The organism is Pseudomonas wuhanensis (assembly GCF_030687395.1).
GTDB classification, from domain to species: domain Bacteria; phylum Pseudomonadota; class Gammaproteobacteria; order Pseudomonadales; family Pseudomonadaceae; genus Aquipseudomonas; species Aquipseudomonas wuhanensis.
The window spans coordinates 1,378,879-1,395,581 of the sequence record NZ_CP117430.1 but is presented as its reverse complement, the minus strand read 5'-3'; the positions used below and the strand labels follow the sequence as shown (position 1 = coordinate 1,395,581).

Below are 16,703 nucleotides of genomic sequence, written 5' to 3'. Positions count from 1 at the left end.
TACCACCAGCCCCCCATACAACTGACCTCTAATGGCCTGGACGCCGGAACAACCCGGCCCTCTCGCCCTTTGGAGACCAGTCGCCATGCCCGACGCCCCCAAGCCCTTTCAGGCCGATTTCGTCTATTCCCATCTGCTTGCACCCAACCCCGATCAGAACCTGTTGCTAACCGCCTCGGAACGCTGGCGCGACTGTCGCCGACAGTGGCTCGAACTCATGGCGCAAAGCCCGCAGGCACACGACTCGATCAACCAAGTGCTCAAAGACCACTGGGATCTGGATGGCAACCGGGTCGGTTTCGGCTTCTTCGCCACCAGTACCCGGCCGGAACACTTTGTCAGCCTGACCCACGCCTGCGCCTTTGTGCTGCAACAGCCCGCGGTTGAGGTTTCACTCGACGCACGTTGCGCGGTGATCGGTCTTGCACGGGAACACCGCCTCTTCGGCAAGCCCCCTTCCGAACTGCTCGAACAACTGAAAAACCTGAACCCGGAGCGCCTGCTCAATCACGACTGGGAGCGTTGGTGGAATGGCCGGGCGCCCGGGACGGCGGTAACGCGCAGAGCGCTGGCCATCCAGCTGTATCGCCAGCACTTCGAAGCCTCCAGCCAGGTGGCCCATGCCCAGCGCACCTTGACGGCCGAACAGATGAAGTCCCTGCTGACGCTGATCGATGCCCCCAACGACAGCGCGGTTGTCGACGCCCGTATAACGATCCATCAACTGGCGCTCAGATTGACTGACAGTCGCCGTGTCGAGTTGCCCGGGGTTTTACTCATCAGCCCCGGACACCCGGCCGCGCAGTTGCTGTACTTGCCAGAGCAGCAACCGGCATGGAGGCATTTCCAGCACCGTCATGAGGTGGAAAACTGGCTGACCACACACCCGCAGAATATTGCCGGGATGCCTCCGCTCGACAGCATCAGCCTCGAATACACCCGCATCGTAACCACACCGCTGGCGGTAGCCGCCGAACAGCTGATTGCGCGTGTATCGGTCGCCTGGATGAACAGTATTCGTCAGGGTAACGGCAGTGATATCGTCCAGCATGGCGCTACCGCCCTGGACGCCGCCGATCGACTGGATCGCAAACACCGGCAAGAAGCTGCTTTTGCCGAGCCTGCCGAATGGCCGGCGGAAATCATCAACGAGGAAGAGACCGGCGACAGCGTTCCGCAGTTCGGCTTGCTCACCCCCGACATTGCGCTGGACACCCGCCAGAGTGCCCTGGCGTATCACTGCGCAGCGCTCGAAACCCTGCTTGGCAAAGACTTCGCCGGGGATCTGAATGATCCACGCCTGCAGAACCTGAAAAAACACCTCGACGCCCTCGCGGCAGCAGAACAAGCCAGCCAAACTGCCGCCTCCGCATTGCTGGACACCCGTGATGCGCTGAAGATGCTGGAACTGCGCCATGCATCGAATCCGCATTACCCCGCGCTGTATCAGGCACGGCTAGCGGGGTTACGCAGCGAGGCAGAGATTCAACTGACCCTGAACCAGCTCAGCCCTGAAGAACTCCGCTGGGTTCAGGCACTTCTCGATGCGCCTGCCGCGCCGCGCCATGCAGACGTCGCGGTGGCGCGGCTGACTCTATCGGCCACCGAAGGCGGCAGCACTCAAAGCGAGGAACTGGACGGCGTGCTGTTGATTACGCACCCATCCGTGCTGCGCGGTGTCGCGTCCCACAGTCTGTTGTTGTACTGGCCCGGCCGGTTCGGTGGCTTGCAGCGTTTCGCCTCTCGGCGAGCACTGGAACAAGCACTGTTCAAGTTGAGCGCCAACGACGACGTATTGGCCTTGCACCTGAGCGAGTTGAGCGGCGCCCCCTTCGAATATGCCCTGCAAAATCAGCTTTACCGCTGCGTGCAGCAGGCGACTCGACTGATTGCCGACAACCCCGTGCCAGCCAAGGCCCAGCAGCGTACCGTGGCGCTGGAAAAACTGCGCGAACACACCCTCGCCCGCCTGACAGTGCCGATGCCCGCCGCGCGGGAACTGGCTTTCGCGCAACTCCTCGAGCAAAACCACAGCAGCGTCCTGGCTAAAGCACTGCCACAGTGGCTCGGCACGCTGTCCGATGCTCGGCGCTTGCAGTTCAAGCATCTGTTCAAGACGTACATTGCCGCGATGAAACGCTCCCATGAGTTACTCGAACGGGATCTGCCGCCACGGGATGATTTCAGCAAAAAACGCATCGACGCTCGCCTGCGTCAGGACTTCGCCCTCGAGCAAGGCTTTGAGGTGATGCTGGATCTGCCCGATTCAACCATCTGGCAAAAGGTCGTGACCGAAGGCGCCGCACCGGGAACGCCGCAAGAAAATGTGCTGATAGCCAGTAAAAACCGCAGCACGCTGTCCCTCGCCGAACTGGCCCAAACCAATATCGATCAGCAGTTATGGTGGCGACTGTCGTTCATGCGTGTCGAGATATCTGCGGATGACGAGGCAGAACGCCAGAAGCTGAAAAGCGGCATCACACAACCCTATCTGCGCAAGCTGATCACCGAACTGGATCTGGCCGGACATTACGAGACACAGATCCGCCACGCTTTTCTGGGCGCGCCTACTACCTCAGCCTTTGATCTTGAATATCGCCGTGAATGCCTGACCGAGCCGTGGCGCCTGATGCTGAAACTGCAAGGCGAATTTGCCCTGCTGCAACGGCAGATCGACGCCCATGGATGGCAAGTGCTGAATATCGCGATTGACGCCGATACCGCGCAAGCCTTTGCTGCCCAAGGCAAGCGTATCGTACTGCTGCCGGCCCACCTGACCGTGGGCGGTGAAGACACGCCGCATCAGGGCCCGAGCACGTTGTCGGGGGTCACCTTCATCGAGGAACAGGTCAGCGGCCTGACGCTGCTCTACCTGCCGGACAGCCCGGACGGTATCCATCTGCGTCAGTACGACACCCTTGAGCAGGCACGCCAAAACCTGTTCAACCTGTGCCTGCACAACAGCATGGTCAACTATCTGGCCGGGCGTGCCTTGCAAGGCGACTTCGCCCTTCACGTCAGTCGGATCAATCAGGCATTACTGCAAAACTTCAATGCGCTGATCGGCGTCGGCATGGCGTGGACGACCACCACCTCGCTGGCGACGCATCTGCTCAATGTGCATATGGGGCGTTTGCTGGAAGCCCATCGAAGTACCTCACGTTCCAATGACGCCTTGTATCTGGAGCACTGCGCACTGAAGTCCGGGGCGATGTTCAACTATCTGAAAATGGTCTTGGGCATGGTGCCATTCGTGGGTACGGCCATTGCTTTGTATGACGCCTGGGGAAGCGCCAATCTGGCGGTCGCTGCCTTCCTGCGTGGCGATGTCGGTCATGGTCTGGCCGAGGTGGAAGCGGTGTTGTTGTCGTTGATTGACGCTGCCATGGATGTGCTTCCGGGTGCCCACGCGGCTCCCGGTGCTGCCCGTGCGCTAACGCGCCATCGTCAGTTACGGGCAATGGCCAGAAAGGCCGGAGCCTTGCAGATGCCCTCGCATCGACAGGCCCGCCGCATCCGTGATTACTTCCACGGCTACGAATACGAACACGAAATTTCGCTGGCTGAACTGCAACCTGCCACACATGGCATCTATCGCAATGTCTATCGGCATGTCGAGGGCGATTTCATGATCAGCCAGGGGCGTATCTATCGAATCGAGCTGAGCGATGCTTCTCGTGGCTGGCGCTTGCACGGCACATCGGCCCGCGCCTATAAACAGCCGATCGCCCTTGATGAAGCCGGCAACTGGAACACCCACTATGCGGTGTACGGCACCTTGATGGAGGGAGGTGGCGTGGGCGGCGGTGCGGTGCTCGGGCATCTGGCCGACGGCATGGATCCGCTCTGGCCAGCCGTCATCAGGCGTTGGCTGCCCCGCTGGTGGGCTGATCGGACTCAGCGTCGTCTGGGGACATTGAAACACACCATCGACGCGAGTACCCGGCAACTCACTACGCAGTCCAGAAAAACGAAAATCGACATCCAGCAATACTATGAAGCCGGCACCGAACAACGCATAAAACTGCAACCTTCCGTCGACGCTGCCTGTGCCAAAGACATCGACATCGCCCAGAACCAATACGCCAATCTGGAAGAACTGCGCAGTTTGGGCGGGCGACGACAAGCCCGTGAAATTGCGGAGGTTAAAAACAGTTGCGCCTTTTTAGTGGTTGATCGCACCCTGTGCCGGGTCGACCTGGCCAACAAGCGACTACAGGACTGCCTCGACCGGATCGATGAACTCAATGAACTTTCCAACACCACACCCGCCAGCGATATCCGCAAACACCTGGACTTGATGGGACAACGCACGGCGGTCCGTAAAGCTTTTCTTCAGGATCTCGAATACGCTCACACCGCGACCGAACAGGCCAACCTGTGGAATGGTCGAATCACCCTTAAAGACCAAAAACTGAAAATGGCCGAGGATCTGGCGAAGGTAAACAAGGCGTTCACCGGGACAAGCTACCGTTACCTGAAAGCAGCACACAGCCTCCAAATCATTACCCGATACGACGCCGTCCACGACCAGTCCTGGTTGTATTTTCATGTGCAGTTGAAAACCGCCAGGATCAAAGTGGATCGTGCCATGGTCACCCAGCACAACCTTCCGACCGTGCATGCCAACGTGACACAACGCCATAGAGTGCTGAAAGACTGTCTGGAGTCTTACTCCAAATTCCGCCGCGACTTGAATGCCTGGGTACTGGGCTATCCGCAACACCTGGATAAGGAACTAGTCACCCGGTTTCTAGAGAACCTGGCGAATCTCGAGACGTCTGCTCAAAAAGTCTTGGGTAACCGCGCCTCCACCTCGCCGAATGAAGCCGCCTCCGGTAAAAAGCTGTTTGAGACCGAAGACAACCAGTTACTGATCGGCGTCGAAAAAACCGATGCGGTGACTCGGCAGAAGCGGTTCACCATCGAGGGGGTCGATGGACACACGGAAACCTGGCTGCCGCGCTCAAGCGGTAAATATCACCTCAGCGAGCAATCTGTCGCTGTGCAGCGTCCGCAGCAGACGGATGTTCGGCCGTTACTGGCGGAGTCCCGAACACGGCTTGCTGCCATAGAAAACTACCAGAGCAAGGTCAAAGGATATGCCGACCAGGGCATGCTGCCGGTCGACCTTGAACACATGATGAACAGCGAAGCTGACGAACTCATCATGCGGGCGCGGGACATCGAACGACTGTCACCGACCGATCCGATCATCGTGCAATTGAAGGAGAAGGCCCGGGATCTTGCGCGTGCCGGACGGACCCTGCACATCGAACAGTCCATGAACAGCAAAACCCCGACCGAGGGTTATCTGGACTACCTGCTGGAGCAGCGGGTGGTGGACATTCGCAAGGAAGGCGCATTGCGGGATATAGGCAAGCACCCGGACGGGCGACGGGATTTTCTGCAGGAGTATGAAGTCCGCGATTTGACCCGCCAGCCGCCGCAAACGCTATGGTATGCGCACTTTCATTACACCTCGGCGAAGTCGCCGCTCAACGACTTTGTCAAAGGTCATCTGAAGTTGCCTGAACAACGCAACCTGGGCCTGCAATGGCAGCAGGCCCAGGCCAGCAGCGGCGCTCAGGTGGAGTCGATCTGGCGGGGCGACATCGGCAAACCGCTGGCGCTCAAACATTTCCCACAGCTGTGAAGAACGACAACGGAGCGCCCGAAGCGCTCCGTTGTCAGCCAATAACCGGTGGTGTCAGGCCAACTGACTGCGCAGCTGGCGTGCCGCCGCGACCATGTTCACCAGCGCGGCTTCTGTTTCCGGCCAGCCGCGAGTCTTCAACCCGCAATCGGGATTGACCCACAGGCGCTCGGCCGGAATGCGCTTAACGGCTTTGCTCATCAACTTCACCATCTCGGCAGTGTCGGGCACCCGTGGTGAGTGGATGTCATAGACGCCCGGGCCGATATCGTTCGGGTAGTCGAATGCTTCAAAGGCCTCCAGCAGTTCCATGTCCGAGCGTGAGGTTTCGATGGTGATCACGTCGGCGTCCATGGCGGCGATCGACTGGATCACGTCATTGAATTCGCTGTAGCACATGTGGGTGTGGATCTGGGTTTCGTCGCGCACGCCCGATGCACTCAGGCGGAAGGCTTCCACCGCCCAGTCGAGGTATTCCTGCCATTGCGCCCGGCGTAGCGGCAGCCCTTCGCGAAACGCGGCTTCGTCGATCTGCACGATCTTGATGCCGGCGTTTTCCAGGTCCACCACTTCATCGCGCAAGGCCAGGGCCAGTTGCTGCGCCTGAATTTTGCGCGAGACGTCTTCGCGCGGGAACGACCACATCAGCATGGTGACGGGACCGGTGAGCATACCTTTCATGACCTTGTCGGTCAGGCTCTGGGCATAGCTGATCCAGTCGACCGTCATCGGCTTCGGGCGGCTCAGGTCGCCATAGATGACCGCCGGTTTGACGCAACGCGAACCGTAGCTCTGGACCCAGCCGAACCGGGTGAACAGGTAGCCGTCCAGTTGTTCGGCGAAGTACTCGACCATGTCGTTGCGCTCGGCTTCACCATGCACCAGCACGTCCAGGCCCAGGCGTTCCTGGATTTGCACGGCATGGCGAATTTCGCTGTGCATGGCATCGGTGTAATCGTTGGCCGACAGCTTGCCTTGCTTGAAGGCCTGGCGCGCCAAGCGGATCGACCCAGTCTGCGGGAACGAGCCGATGGTGGTAGTCGGGAACGCCGGCAGTTTCAACCGAGCCTGTTGTTGTTCGATGCGTTTGGCAAACGGCGAATGGCGTTGGCTGTCGGTCGCGCCGATGGCGTTGATTCGGGCCTGCACATCTGTTTTGTGGATACGCGGAGATTGAGCGCGACTGGCCGCAATGGCGCGACTTTCGGCCAGGGCGGTTTGTACCTTGGGCGCTTGCGGGTCGTTGAGGGCATCACGCAGCACGGCGATTTCGCCGCACTTCTGCACGGCAAACGCCAGCCAGCTTTTCAGTTCAGGGTCGAGTTTGTCTTCACGCTCCAGATCCACCGGGCTGTGCAGCAGCGAGCAAGAACTGCTGACCCACAAGTTATCGCCGAAGCGCTCTTGGGCAAATTGCAGTTGTGCCAGGGCTTGTTCCAGTTCGCAGCGCCAGACGTTACGGCCGTTGACCAGCCCTACCGAGAGAATCTTGTAGGTCGGCAGGCGATCCAGCACCTGGCCCAGTTGCTCCGACGCCCGCACCGCATCGATGTGCAAGCCTTGCACCGGCAGGCCGACAGCCAGCCCGAGGTTATCTTCCAGGCCACTGAAGTAGGTGGCCACGAGTTTTTTCAGCGGTGAATATTGAAGGATGTGATAGGCCCGCTCGAAAGCGTTTTTCCAGGCCTGTGGCAGATCGAGGGTCAAGATCGGTTCGTCGATCTGCACCCATTCCACGCCTTGAGCGGCGAGGCGGCCGAGGATTTCGCCGTAGATTGGCAACAGGCGCTCCAACAGGTCGAGCTTGTCGAAGTCGTTGCCTTTGGCCTTGCCCAGCCACAGGTAAGTCAGCGGGCCGATGATCACCGGTTTGACGTTGTGGCCGAGGGCCTTGGCTTCTTCAACTTCATCGAACAGCTGTTCCCAGCTCAGTTTGAATGGCTGATCAGCGCTGAACTCCGGGACCAGGTAGTGGTAGTTGGTGTCGAACCACTTGGTCAGTTCCTGGGCGTATTGCACCTTGGCATGTTCGCCGCCGCAGCAGGTTGCGGTAGCACCACGAGCCATGGCGAACAGGGTGTCGAGGGTCGGCAGACCGCGTTCATCGTTGGCGCTGTCGAAACGCTCGGGAACCACACCGAAGGTCAGCGAGTGAGTCAACACCTGGTCGTACCAGGCGAAGTCGCCCACGGGCAGCAGGTCGATGCCGGCGTCTTTCTGCAATTGCCAGTGGGTGGCGCGCAGTTGGCGCCCGACGCTTTTCAATGCGTTCTGATCCAGATCGCCCTTCCAATAGGCTTCGAGGGCTTTTTTCAGTTCGCGGTCAGCGCCGATGCGCGGGAAACCAAGCGTGTGGGCCAAGGCCATGATGAGAATCCTCCCTATAAAAGATGGTGCTATTGTCGACAGCCCACCCAACATGAGACAAACTCAACCTTTTCGTGTTGATCACAAGTTTTCCTCATGGAGCCCCCCCGGTGCTTGAAATCCGTCACCTGAAAACCCTGCACGCCTTGCGCGAAGCCGACAGCCTGGTGGATGCGGCCGACCGCCTGCACCTGACCCAATCGGCGCTGTCCCACCAGTTCAAGGAACTGGAAGAGCGCATGGGCATGCCGCTGTTCGTGCGCAAGACCAAACCGGTGCGCTTCACCAGTGCCGGCCTGCGCCTGCTGCAACTGGCCGATGCCACCCTGCCGTTGCTGCGCGGCGCCGAGCGTGACATTGCGCGGTTGGCCGGTGGCACTGCGGGGCGTTTGCACATGGCGATCGAGTGCCACAGTTGCTTTCAGTGGCTGATGCCGACCATCGACCAGTTCCGCGATGCCTGGCCGGAAGTCGAGCTGGACCTGGCCTCGGGTTTCTCCTTCGCCCCGCTGCCGGCACTGGCACGCGGCGACCTGGACCTGGTGGTGACCTCCGACCCGCTGGAACTGGTCGGGATCACTTACGTGCCGTTGTTCACCTACGAAGCCATGCTCGCGGTGGCGAACCAGCACCGTCTGGCGAGCAAGCCGTACATCGTGCCCGAAGACCTGCTCACGGAAACCTTGATCACCTACCCGGTGGAACGCGATCGGCTGGACATCTTCACCCGATTCCTCGAACCGGCCGACATCGAACCGGCCCAGGTGCGCACCTCGGAACTGACGGTGATGATGATGCAACTGGTGGCCAGCGGTCGCGGCGTGTGTGGCATGCCCCATTGGGCGTTGCATGAGTACAGTTCACGGGGTTATGTGAAGGCCAAGCGACTAGGCGAGAAAGGCTTGTTTGCGACGTTGTACGCAGGGATTCGCGCCGACATGCTGGATGCGCCGTACATGCGCGATTTTTTGCTGACGGCCAAGGACACGTCGTTTTCGACGCTCGATGGCGTCAGCGCTGTCCGATAGAGCGACCTCGCTCCTACAAGGGATCGGGGTGGCTTCAGAGCTCACGCCACATATGGATCTTGTCGAAGTAGTCTTCGCCGACTCGCACTGCCAGTGGCTCCAGCCCGAACTGCACGAAGCCGCAACGCTGATACAGCTTGAAGGCGGCTTCATTGCCGGCGGTGACGGTCAACTGGATCAGCCTCAGGCCCTGATGGCTCTGCGCTTCAGCCAACGCTGCCTGAACCAGTTGATAGCCGAGCCCGCGCTGCCGGACCTGGCTTGTCACGTACATGCCAAACAACGTCGACTTGTGCCGAGCCTTCTCCCGCGGCTCAAAAGCCACGCCGACGATGCCCGCCAGCTTCCCTTCCTCAAACGCCCCGAGTACCCGGTCCAGCTTGCTGGTCAGGCGCGATTCCCACCAACTCAGCGGCATCACGGCGCGCTCGCGCACGCTGGAAGTGAACGCCTGGGGATGCAAGTCATAGGCTTCGAGCATCAGCGCCCGGTAATCCAGGGCATGGCTGGCATCAAGCCGTTCAATCCACATTTTCAGGCCACTCGCCGCTGCTCAAGCATCAAGCGCACCGCCAGCCCGGACAGCACGAAACCCATGAAGTAACGCTGCATCGCCAGCCAGTTCGGGTTGTTGACGAACCAGGACGCGATGCCCGCGGCGAACAATGCGATCAGCAGATTGACGCTGAAACTCACGCTGATCTGGGTCACGCCGAGGATGATGCTCTGGGTGAACACCGAACCGTGCTCAGGGGTAATGAACTGCGGAAACACCGACAGGTAAAACACCGCGATCTTGGGGTTCAGAGCGCTGGTGAGAAAGCCCATGGTGATCAACTTGCGCGACGAGTCCGCCGGCAACTGCTGCGCCTCGAACGGCGAACGCGCTCCGGGCTTGACCGCCTGCCAGGCCAGCCATAGCAGGTACAACGCACCGGCCCATTTCAACACTTCGTAGGCCATCGGCACCGCCAGGAACACCGCCGTCAAACCGGCTGCTGCGGCGAACAGGTGCACGAAGAATCCCGCGACCACACCCAGCAACGAAGTCACCCCAGCCTTGCGTCCCTGGCAGATTGAACGAGAGATCAGGTAGATCATGTTCGGCCCGGGCGTGAGCACCATCAGTAACGCCGCGGCGGCAAAAATCAGCAAGTCTTGAAGCGGAATCATGGGCATCCTCCGTCCTTGGACGATCAGGCAGTTTCGATCAGTGAAGCTCGATAAAACGGCAGGATCAGGTCTCGTGTCAATGGCGCCAGCGTGATTTCGCCGTCGGTGGCCGGATCGATCCAGCGCACTTCTTCAATCTCTGCCGCCGGGGAAACCTGCGAATCGATGGTCAGCTGAAAAAGTTCGGCCTGTACGACATAACCCGGCTCATTGGCGGCCGGTGCCGAGAATTGTCCCAGGTAGGCGGCATGCGTCGGATCGATGACCAGCCCCAACTCCTCTTCCAGCTCACGGGCGAGGGCATGGACCGGTTGCTCATGGGCCTCGATCTTGCCCCCCGGCTGCATGAACGCCTGGGTGCCGCGCTTGCGGACCAGCAGGGTGTGACCGTCGGGGCCGATCAGCAGGGCGGCGGCAATACGGATGATGCGGGGCGAGCTGGCGGATGAAAGCGTCATGGATCGTGATTGGCCTTGGGTAAAAGCAGCAAGGATCACATGCGCGCCGGTTCTTCGTCACGCCGAAAAAAGCATCTGCCGAGCGCCAAACTGTGGGAGCGGGCTTGCCCGCGATTGCGGACTGTCAGCAACATCAATGTTGGATGTGATGACCTCATCGCGGGCAAGCCCGCTCCCACAGGGGATCAGTGCTGAGTCTGGAAAGCTCAACTCGTCTCCAGAAGTGCGCCCTCCACTTCCTCCGGCACTTTCACGAAAATGCTGTACTTGGCACCTTCCATCGCCTCGAAAGCGATCAACTTCTCCACCAGCGGCCCATTCAGCACCTTGCCGGCATTGAGCAGCAGCATGCCGTTGTCGGCATTGAGATTGCGCGCCAGGATCATGCCCGCCGCCAGTTCCCGGGTGGTCAGCACCTTGACCATCGGATCGGCCAGCGTCACGTCGCTCAGATAAGTGGCGCAGACCTGAATGAAATCCTCCACCAGTTCCGGGTCGTAGAGGCGACCGGCGTATTGGCGGATATACACCAAGGCTTCATCGCTGTTCATCTGCCGTTCGAGGATCAGCCCGCGCTGCAACTCGATGAAATCCACCGCCAGTTTCAGCAACCGTGAACCGAACGGAATCGCTTCGCCCTTGAGCCGATCAGGGAAACCGCTGCCGTCCCAACGCTCCTGGTGATGCAGGATCAGCCGGGCGGCATCCTTCATCGGATCGAGCGTCATCAGCAGCGACTCACTCTGCTTCGGATAACCCCGATAGCGCTCGCGGTCATTGTGATGCAGCAGGTCCGAAGGCGTACTCATCATGCTGTCGGTCCAGCTCAACTTGCCGATGTTGTAGAGCGCCGCTGCCATGGTCAGGTCACGACTGGTGCCTTCGTCCAGGCCATGGAGTTTGCAGTACACCCGCACCAGCTCGATGATCTGCCGGTTGGTCTGTTTGGCGGGCGGCAGACGCAGGTTGGCCAGCAATGAAAACACTTCGGTGCCGGTGACATAGCTGCGTTTGAGCTCTTCGTAGGCCAGGTCCAGCATGTCGGCGGTCTGTTGCAGCTCGCTGGTGCGGGCCGCGACGTGTTTTTCCAGGGTGGCGTTGAGCTGCTTCAGTTTCTCGTTCTGATCCCACGTCTCCTGCACCAGACGCAAGCGTTCACGCTCGGAATGCTGATAGGCCAGTGATTGTCGCAAGGTCAGCAGCATTTCCTCATCGTGCCAGGGTTTGCTGATGTAACGATGAATCTGCCCTTCATTGATGGCTTTGATAATCGCCGAAGGATCGGCATAACCGGTCAGCATGATGCGGGTGGTATCGGGGTAAAGCTGGTGGACGTGAGCCAGCAGCGTGGCGCCGTCCATATTGGGCATGCGCGCGTCACTCATCACCAGATCGATCGGCTGCTGCGCCATGATCTCCAGGGCCTGGGCACCGTTGGTTGCCAGCAATACCTCGTAGGGCTGGCCGCGCAGCAGGCGGCGCAGGCTGTTGAGAATCGACTCCTCATCGTCGACCAGCAATAACTTGGGTTTATCGGTCACAGTCGTGGGGAGTTGCTCTTCCATGGCATTACCTCAAGTAAAACGGTGTCTTTATCGCGCGCGGGGGCAAACGTCCTGACGTTCCCCGAGCCTGACCTACAGGCTAGATGATTTTCAGCCCGACCCCGGAAATGATTCGTTTCAGTCAACCGGGCGAAGTGCCGGCCGGGCGACTATGCTCAGATCACTCGGATCCAGAACGATACTCGCGCCATCCAGCGATCAGGGAAGGGATACCCTCTATGAGCTCATTGCACCAACCTGCTGTCGGTATAGGCGCATGTCAGTGAACACGCTGCTTGCGCGCATTAATCGTCGGATTCTCATCGTCGATGACACGGCGTCGATCCATGAGGATTTTGCCAAGATTCTCAGCCCGCCATCGATCGAAGACGACAGCCTGATCAGCGCCGAAAACGCCCTGTTCGGTACCCCAGCGTCGGTATCGTTGCAAAGTTTCGTCATCGATTCGGCGTTTCAGGGCCGTGAAGCGCTGGACAAGGTCGAGAGCGCACTGGCGAACGACTCGCCCTATGCGATGGCCTTCATCGACATGCGCATGCCGCCGGGTTGGGACGGCCTGGAAACCATCGAACGCCTATGGCAGGTCGATCCCAAGTTGCAGGTGGCGCTCTGCACCGCGTATTCCGACTATTCCTGGGAAGACATCGCCGAACGCCTGGAACTGGGCGATCGCCTGCTTATCCTGAAAAAGCCCTTCGATGCCATCGAAATTCGCCAGATGGCCAGCGCATTGACCGCCAAGTGGCAAATGACCGAAGACGCCGCGCTGAAGATGTCCTTGCTGGAGCATGCGGTCGAAGAGCGTACCCGGGAGTTGTCCGACGCCAACATCATCGTGCAGAACAGCCCGACCATTCTGTATCGACTGCGGGGCGAACCGTCGTTTCCGTTGATGTACATCTCCCACAACATCACCAAATACGGTCACATCGCGGCGGCCCTGGTGGCTTCGTCCAACTGGGCGCAGGAGCTGATCCATCCCGACGATCAATCAAAAGTCGATACGGCCATGGCCCGGGTGCTGGACCGCCATGCGGCAGGTGCTTCCATCGAATTCCGGATGCGCACCGGCGATGGCGACTGGCGCTGGGTCGAAAACCGCTATATCCCGGTGCGTGACGATGAAGGCCGCTTGCTGGAAGTCGAAGGCATCATCATCGACGTCACCGAACGCAAACTGGCCGAGGAAAAAATTGCCCTTTTGGCCCGCACCGACGGGCTGACCGGGCTGGCCAACCGCGCGACGCTGATCGAGCGGCTGCATCAGGCGTTCGCCGCCGCCCGGCGCGGAGCCACACCGTTCGCCATGTTTTACCTGGACCTTGATCACTTCAAACGCATCAACGACACCCTGGGCCACCCGGTGGGCGACCTGTTGTTGCAGGAGGTTGCCAGGCGCATCAAAAATTGCGTGCGCGAAAACGACGTGGTTGCCCGCCTGGGTGGCGACGAGTTCGCGATACTGCAACTGGACGTCGGCGATCCGACCCAATCAGCGGCCCTGGCCGCCAAGGTCCGCGATGCACTGGTGTTGCCCTACTCCCTGGCCGGCAATGATGTGCGGGTCTCGGTCAGCATCGGCATCAGCAGCTACGCGCCGGTCAGCCTCAGCGCGGACAGCCTGTTGACCCAGGCCGACATGGCGCTGTATCGCTCCAAGGAAAAGGGCCGCAACCAGTACCACTTCCACTCCGAGGAGATCAATCAGGAAGTGGTCGAGCGCATGACCATTGCCAACGACTTGAAAACGGCCATCGAACACGACGAACTCGAACTGCGTTACTGGCCGGAAGTGGACCTGAGCAGTGGCAAGATCCTCGGCATGGAAGCACAGGTCAGCTGGAATCACCCCCTGCGCGGGTTGCTGGAAGCCCAGGCGTTTCTGCCCGCGGCGGAAAAGACCGGCACCATCGTCGCCCTCGGTCACTGGGTGCTGGAGCGCGCCTGTCAGCAAATGCGCCAGTGGCGTGACGAGGGCATGGCGCCACCAGTGGTGGCGATAAAACTGTCCCTGGCTCAGCTCAAGAGCGGTCCCGAGTTGATCTATGACGTGTTGCGCACCACCGCGCGCTGGGAACTGTGCCCGTGGGACCTGCGTTTCGACGTCACCGAAGCGACCCTGGCCCAGACCAAGTGGACGCACAACGATGTACTGCCGCGCCTGCGTGAACTGGGGGTGAAAATCGCCATCGACGACTTCGGCACCGAATACTCCTCGTTCGATTACCTCAAGACTTATCAGGTCAATCACCTGAAACTCGCCCAGACCTTCATCGACATGGCCGCACGCGACCCGTCCAGTGCAACCACCTTGCGGGCCATCATCAACTTCGCCCGCGAGGTAGGGATCGGCATCATCGCCGAGGGCGTCGAAACCCAGGAGCAACGCAGTTCGCTGATGGCCACCGGCTCACCGATGAACGCCCAGGGTCACTACTTCAGCCAAGCGGTCAGCAGCCAACAGGCCGCCGAGTTGCTGAAGGCCGGGTGCATCGTGCATACCAGCTACGGAACCGGAGCGATGCCGGACGACCCGCGGCGTGCCACGGAGGACAAGAAATGAAAACTCCGTTCGTCCAGGCTAACCGGCGCATTCTGATCATTGACGACACGCCTTCGATCCATCAGGACTTTCGCAAGATTCTCGGTCCGGATACCGACGACGAACAATCCATCGCCGGCACTGAAGCAGCGCTGTTCGGCAGCCAGCAATCTACCCGGCTGATATTCCAGCTCGATTCCGCCTACCAGGGCCAGGAAGCGCTCGAACTGGTCAAGCATGCCCGGGCACAAGGTCGCCCTTACGCCATGGCGTTCACCGACATGCGCATGCCCCCGGGCTGGGACGGGCTGGAAACCATCGAACAGCTCTGGAAGGCAGATCCTCACCTGCAAATCGCGCTGTGCACGGCCTTTTCCGATTACACCTGGGAAGCCATGGCCGAACGACTGGAGTTCGGCGATCAGTTGCTGGTGCTGAAAAAACCCTTCGACAGCCTGGAAATCCGCCAGATGGCCAGCGCTCTGACCTGGAAGTGGCAGATGGCGCAGGACGCGGCCATTAAAGTGCAGACCCTGGAGCAAACCATCGAGGCCCGTGTCCATGAGCTGCTCAAGGTATCGCACTTGTTGCAGTACGACGTATTGACCGAATTGCCCAACAGCACCTTGCTGGGCGACCGGCTGAACCAGTCACTGGCCCTGTCCAGGCGCCATGACAAACAACTGGCCGTGATGTTTCTGGGGCTCGATCGCTTCAAGCGCATCAATAATGCCTTGGGTCACCCGACCGGTGACGAGATGCTCAAGCGTGTCGGGCAAAACCTGGTGGCCTGTGTACGCGCGTCCGATTCGGTGTTTCGCTACGGCTCCGATGAGTTTGTGGTGATCCTGGCTGACATCCACCACCCCCAACAGACCAAGGGCATCGCCGAAAAGCTCCTGAACGCCATACGCACGCCTCAACACATCGCCGGCCATGACCTGAGCGTGACGGCCAGCCTGGGCATCAGTATTTATCCAGAGGACGGTTTCGATGCCATTGCATTGATCAAAAAAGCCGAAACCGCCATGCGCAACGTCAAAGACAGCGGCCCGAACGATTTCAGCTTTTTCATCGATGAGATGAACCAGCGCGCCCGGGAACAGCAGAGCATCGAGTCGGGTATTCGCCTGGCGCTGGAACGCAACGAATTTGTCCTGCACTACCAGCCCAAACTCGACCTGGGCAGCGGCAAGGTGGTCGGCGCCGAGGCATTGATCCGCTGGCAAAAGCCGGGGCAAGGCTGGGTTTACCCAACCGATTTCATCGGTGTGGCCGAGGACAGCGGCTTGATCGTACCGTTGAGCAAATGGGTGCTTGCCCAGGCCTGCCGACAAGCCCGTGCCTGGCAGGCAAAAGGCCTGCCGAAGCTCTACATGTCGGTGAACGTATCGGCCATCGATTTCCGTCAGCGGGACTTTGTCGAAGGTATAGAGCTGATACTCAAGCAAACCGGTATGGACCCCACCTTACTGGAGCTGGAAATTACCGAAGGCGTATTGATGCAGAATGTCGATGCCACGATGGTCGCGCTGAATCAGCTAAAGGCATTGGGCGTACGACTGGCCATCGATGACTTCGGCACCGGCTATTCCAGCCTGAGTTACCTGCAACGGTTTCCCATCGATGTGTTGAAAATCGACCAGTCATTCATTCGCGGCCTGAGCTGTGACAGCAATGACGCGGCCCTGGTCAGCGCCATCATCAGCCTGGGCAAGAGTCTCAAACTGGCCGTCATTGCCGAAGGGGTAGAAACCCTCGAACAGTTGAATTTTCTCAAGGGCCTCCAGTGTGAGGAAGGCCAGGGTTACTACTTCAGCAAAGCCGTGGAGCCGGACGCCTTCGTCCAATACCTGACGTCCGTGCAGACCGCCTCATCCACCACCCCATGACCGATGTGCAACGACACCCAGG

General features: G+C 59.8%; 9 protein-coding genes. 4 read left to right on the top strand and 5 right to left on the bottom strand.

Going from position 1 to position 16,703, the window contains the following annotated elements; genetic code table 11:
- The first annotated feature begins 85 nt into the window (after window positions 1–85).
- Window positions 86–5,656, top strand: a complete 5,571-nt coding sequence (locus tag PSH88_RS06420; RefSeq protein ID WP_305425418.1) for a dermonecrotic toxin domain-containing protein — start codon at window positions 86–88, stop codon at window positions 5,654–5,656.
- A 54-nt stretch (window positions 5,657–5,710) separates the two neighbouring features.
- Here the strand turns inward: PSH88_RS06420 and metE are convergent, their stop codons facing one another.
- Window positions 5,711–8,023: a 5-methyltetrahydropteroyltriglutamate--homocysteine S-methyltransferase gene (metE, locus tag PSH88_RS06415; protein WP_305425417.1), complete on the bottom strand. Its 2,313-nt coding sequence runs from the start codon at window positions 8,021–8,023 to the stop codon at window positions 5,711–5,713.
- A gap of 110 nt (window positions 8,024–8,133) precedes the next feature.
- On the opposite strand from metE, the gene metR reads away from it, so the two are divergent.
- Window positions 8,134–9,051: a transcriptional regulator MetR gene (gene metR / locus PSH88_RS06410; RefSeq protein ID WP_007898547.1), complete on the top strand. Its 918-nt coding sequence runs from the start codon at window positions 8,134–8,136 to the stop codon at window positions 9,049–9,051.
- 34 nt (window positions 9,052–9,085) lie between these two features.
- Here metR and PSH88_RS06405 read toward each other — a convergent pair whose 3' ends face one another.
- From PSH88_RS06405 to nosR, 4 genes are all read right to left on the bottom strand, one after another.
- Window positions 9,086–9,583 carry a GNAT family N-acetyltransferase gene (locus PSH88_RS06405; RefSeq protein ID WP_305425415.1) on the bottom strand — a complete coding sequence of 166 codons (498 nt, stop codon included), beginning with the start codon at window positions 9,581–9,583 and terminating at the stop codon, window positions 9,086–9,088.
- A gap of 2 nt (window positions 9,584–9,585) precedes the next feature.
- Window positions 9,586–10,224 (bottom strand): LysE family translocator, encoded by a 639-nt coding sequence (locus tag PSH88_RS06400; RefSeq protein WP_305425414.1) that lies wholly within the window; start codon window positions 10,222–10,224, stop codon window positions 9,586–9,588.
- A gap of 23 nt (window positions 10,225–10,247) precedes the next feature.
- Entirely contained in the window at window positions 10,248–10,682 is a 435-nt protein-coding gene (locus PSH88_RS06395; RefSeq protein WP_305425413.1) for an NUDIX hydrolase, read from the bottom strand.
- 206 nt (window positions 10,683–10,888) lie between these two features.
- Window positions 10,889–12,247 carry a response regulator c-di-GMP phosphodiesterase, NosR family gene (nosR, locus tag PSH88_RS06390; protein ID WP_305425412.1) on the bottom strand — a complete coding sequence of 453 codons (1,359 nt, stop codon included), beginning with the start codon at window positions 12,245–12,247 and terminating at the stop codon, window positions 10,889–10,891.
- Window positions 12,248–12,503: 256 nt separating this feature from the next.
- Here nosR and PSH88_RS06385 point away from each other — a divergent pair, with 256 nt between their 5' ends.
- On the top strand, window positions 12,504–14,810 hold the full coding sequence (locus PSH88_RS06385; RefSeq protein ID WP_305425410.1) for an EAL domain-containing protein: 2,307 nt from the start codon (window positions 12,504–12,506) through the stop codon (window positions 14,808–14,810).
- On the top strand, window positions 14,807–16,681 hold the full coding sequence (locus PSH88_RS06380) for a putative bifunctional diguanylate cyclase/phosphodiesterase (protein ID WP_305425408.1): 1,875 nt from the start codon (window positions 14,807–14,809) through the stop codon (window positions 16,679–16,681). Before PSH88_RS06385 ends, PSH88_RS06380 begins: the two co-directional genes overlap by 4 nt.
- The last annotated feature ends 22 nt before the right edge of the window (window positions 16,682–16,703 follow it).

Bases quoted from the DNA above. Each gene is read 5' to 3' on its own strand.
- PSH88_RS06385 (WP_305425410.1), top strand. From the start codon at position 12,504: ATGTCAGTGAACACGCTGCTTGCGCGCATTAATCGTCGGATTCTCATC.
- PSH88_RS06400 (WP_305425414.1), bottom strand. From the start codon at position 10,224: ATGATTCCGCTTCAAGACTTGCTGATTTTTGCCGCCGCGGCGTTACTG.
- PSH88_RS06405 (WP_305425415.1), bottom strand. From the start codon at position 9,583: ATGTGGATTGAACGGCTTGATGCCAGCCATGCCCTGGATTACCGGGCG.
- PSH88_RS06380 (WP_305425408.1), top strand. From the start codon at position 14,807: ATGAAAACTCCGTTCGTCCAGGCTAACCGGCGCATTCTGATCATTGAC.
- metE (WP_305425417.1), bottom strand. From the start codon at position 8,023: ATGGCCTTGGCCCACACGCTTGGTTTCCCGCGCATCGGCGCTGACCGC.
- PSH88_RS06395 (WP_305425413.1), bottom strand. From the start codon at position 10,682: ATGACGCTTTCATCCGCCAGCTCGCCCCGCATCATCCGTATTGCCGCC.
- PSH88_RS06420 (WP_305425418.1), top strand. From the start codon at position 86: ATGCCCGACGCCCCCAAGCCCTTTCAGGCCGATTTCGTCTATTCCCAT.
- nosR (WP_305425412.1), bottom strand. From the start codon at position 12,247: ATGGAAGAGCAACTCCCCACGACTGTGACCGATAAACCCAAGTTATTG.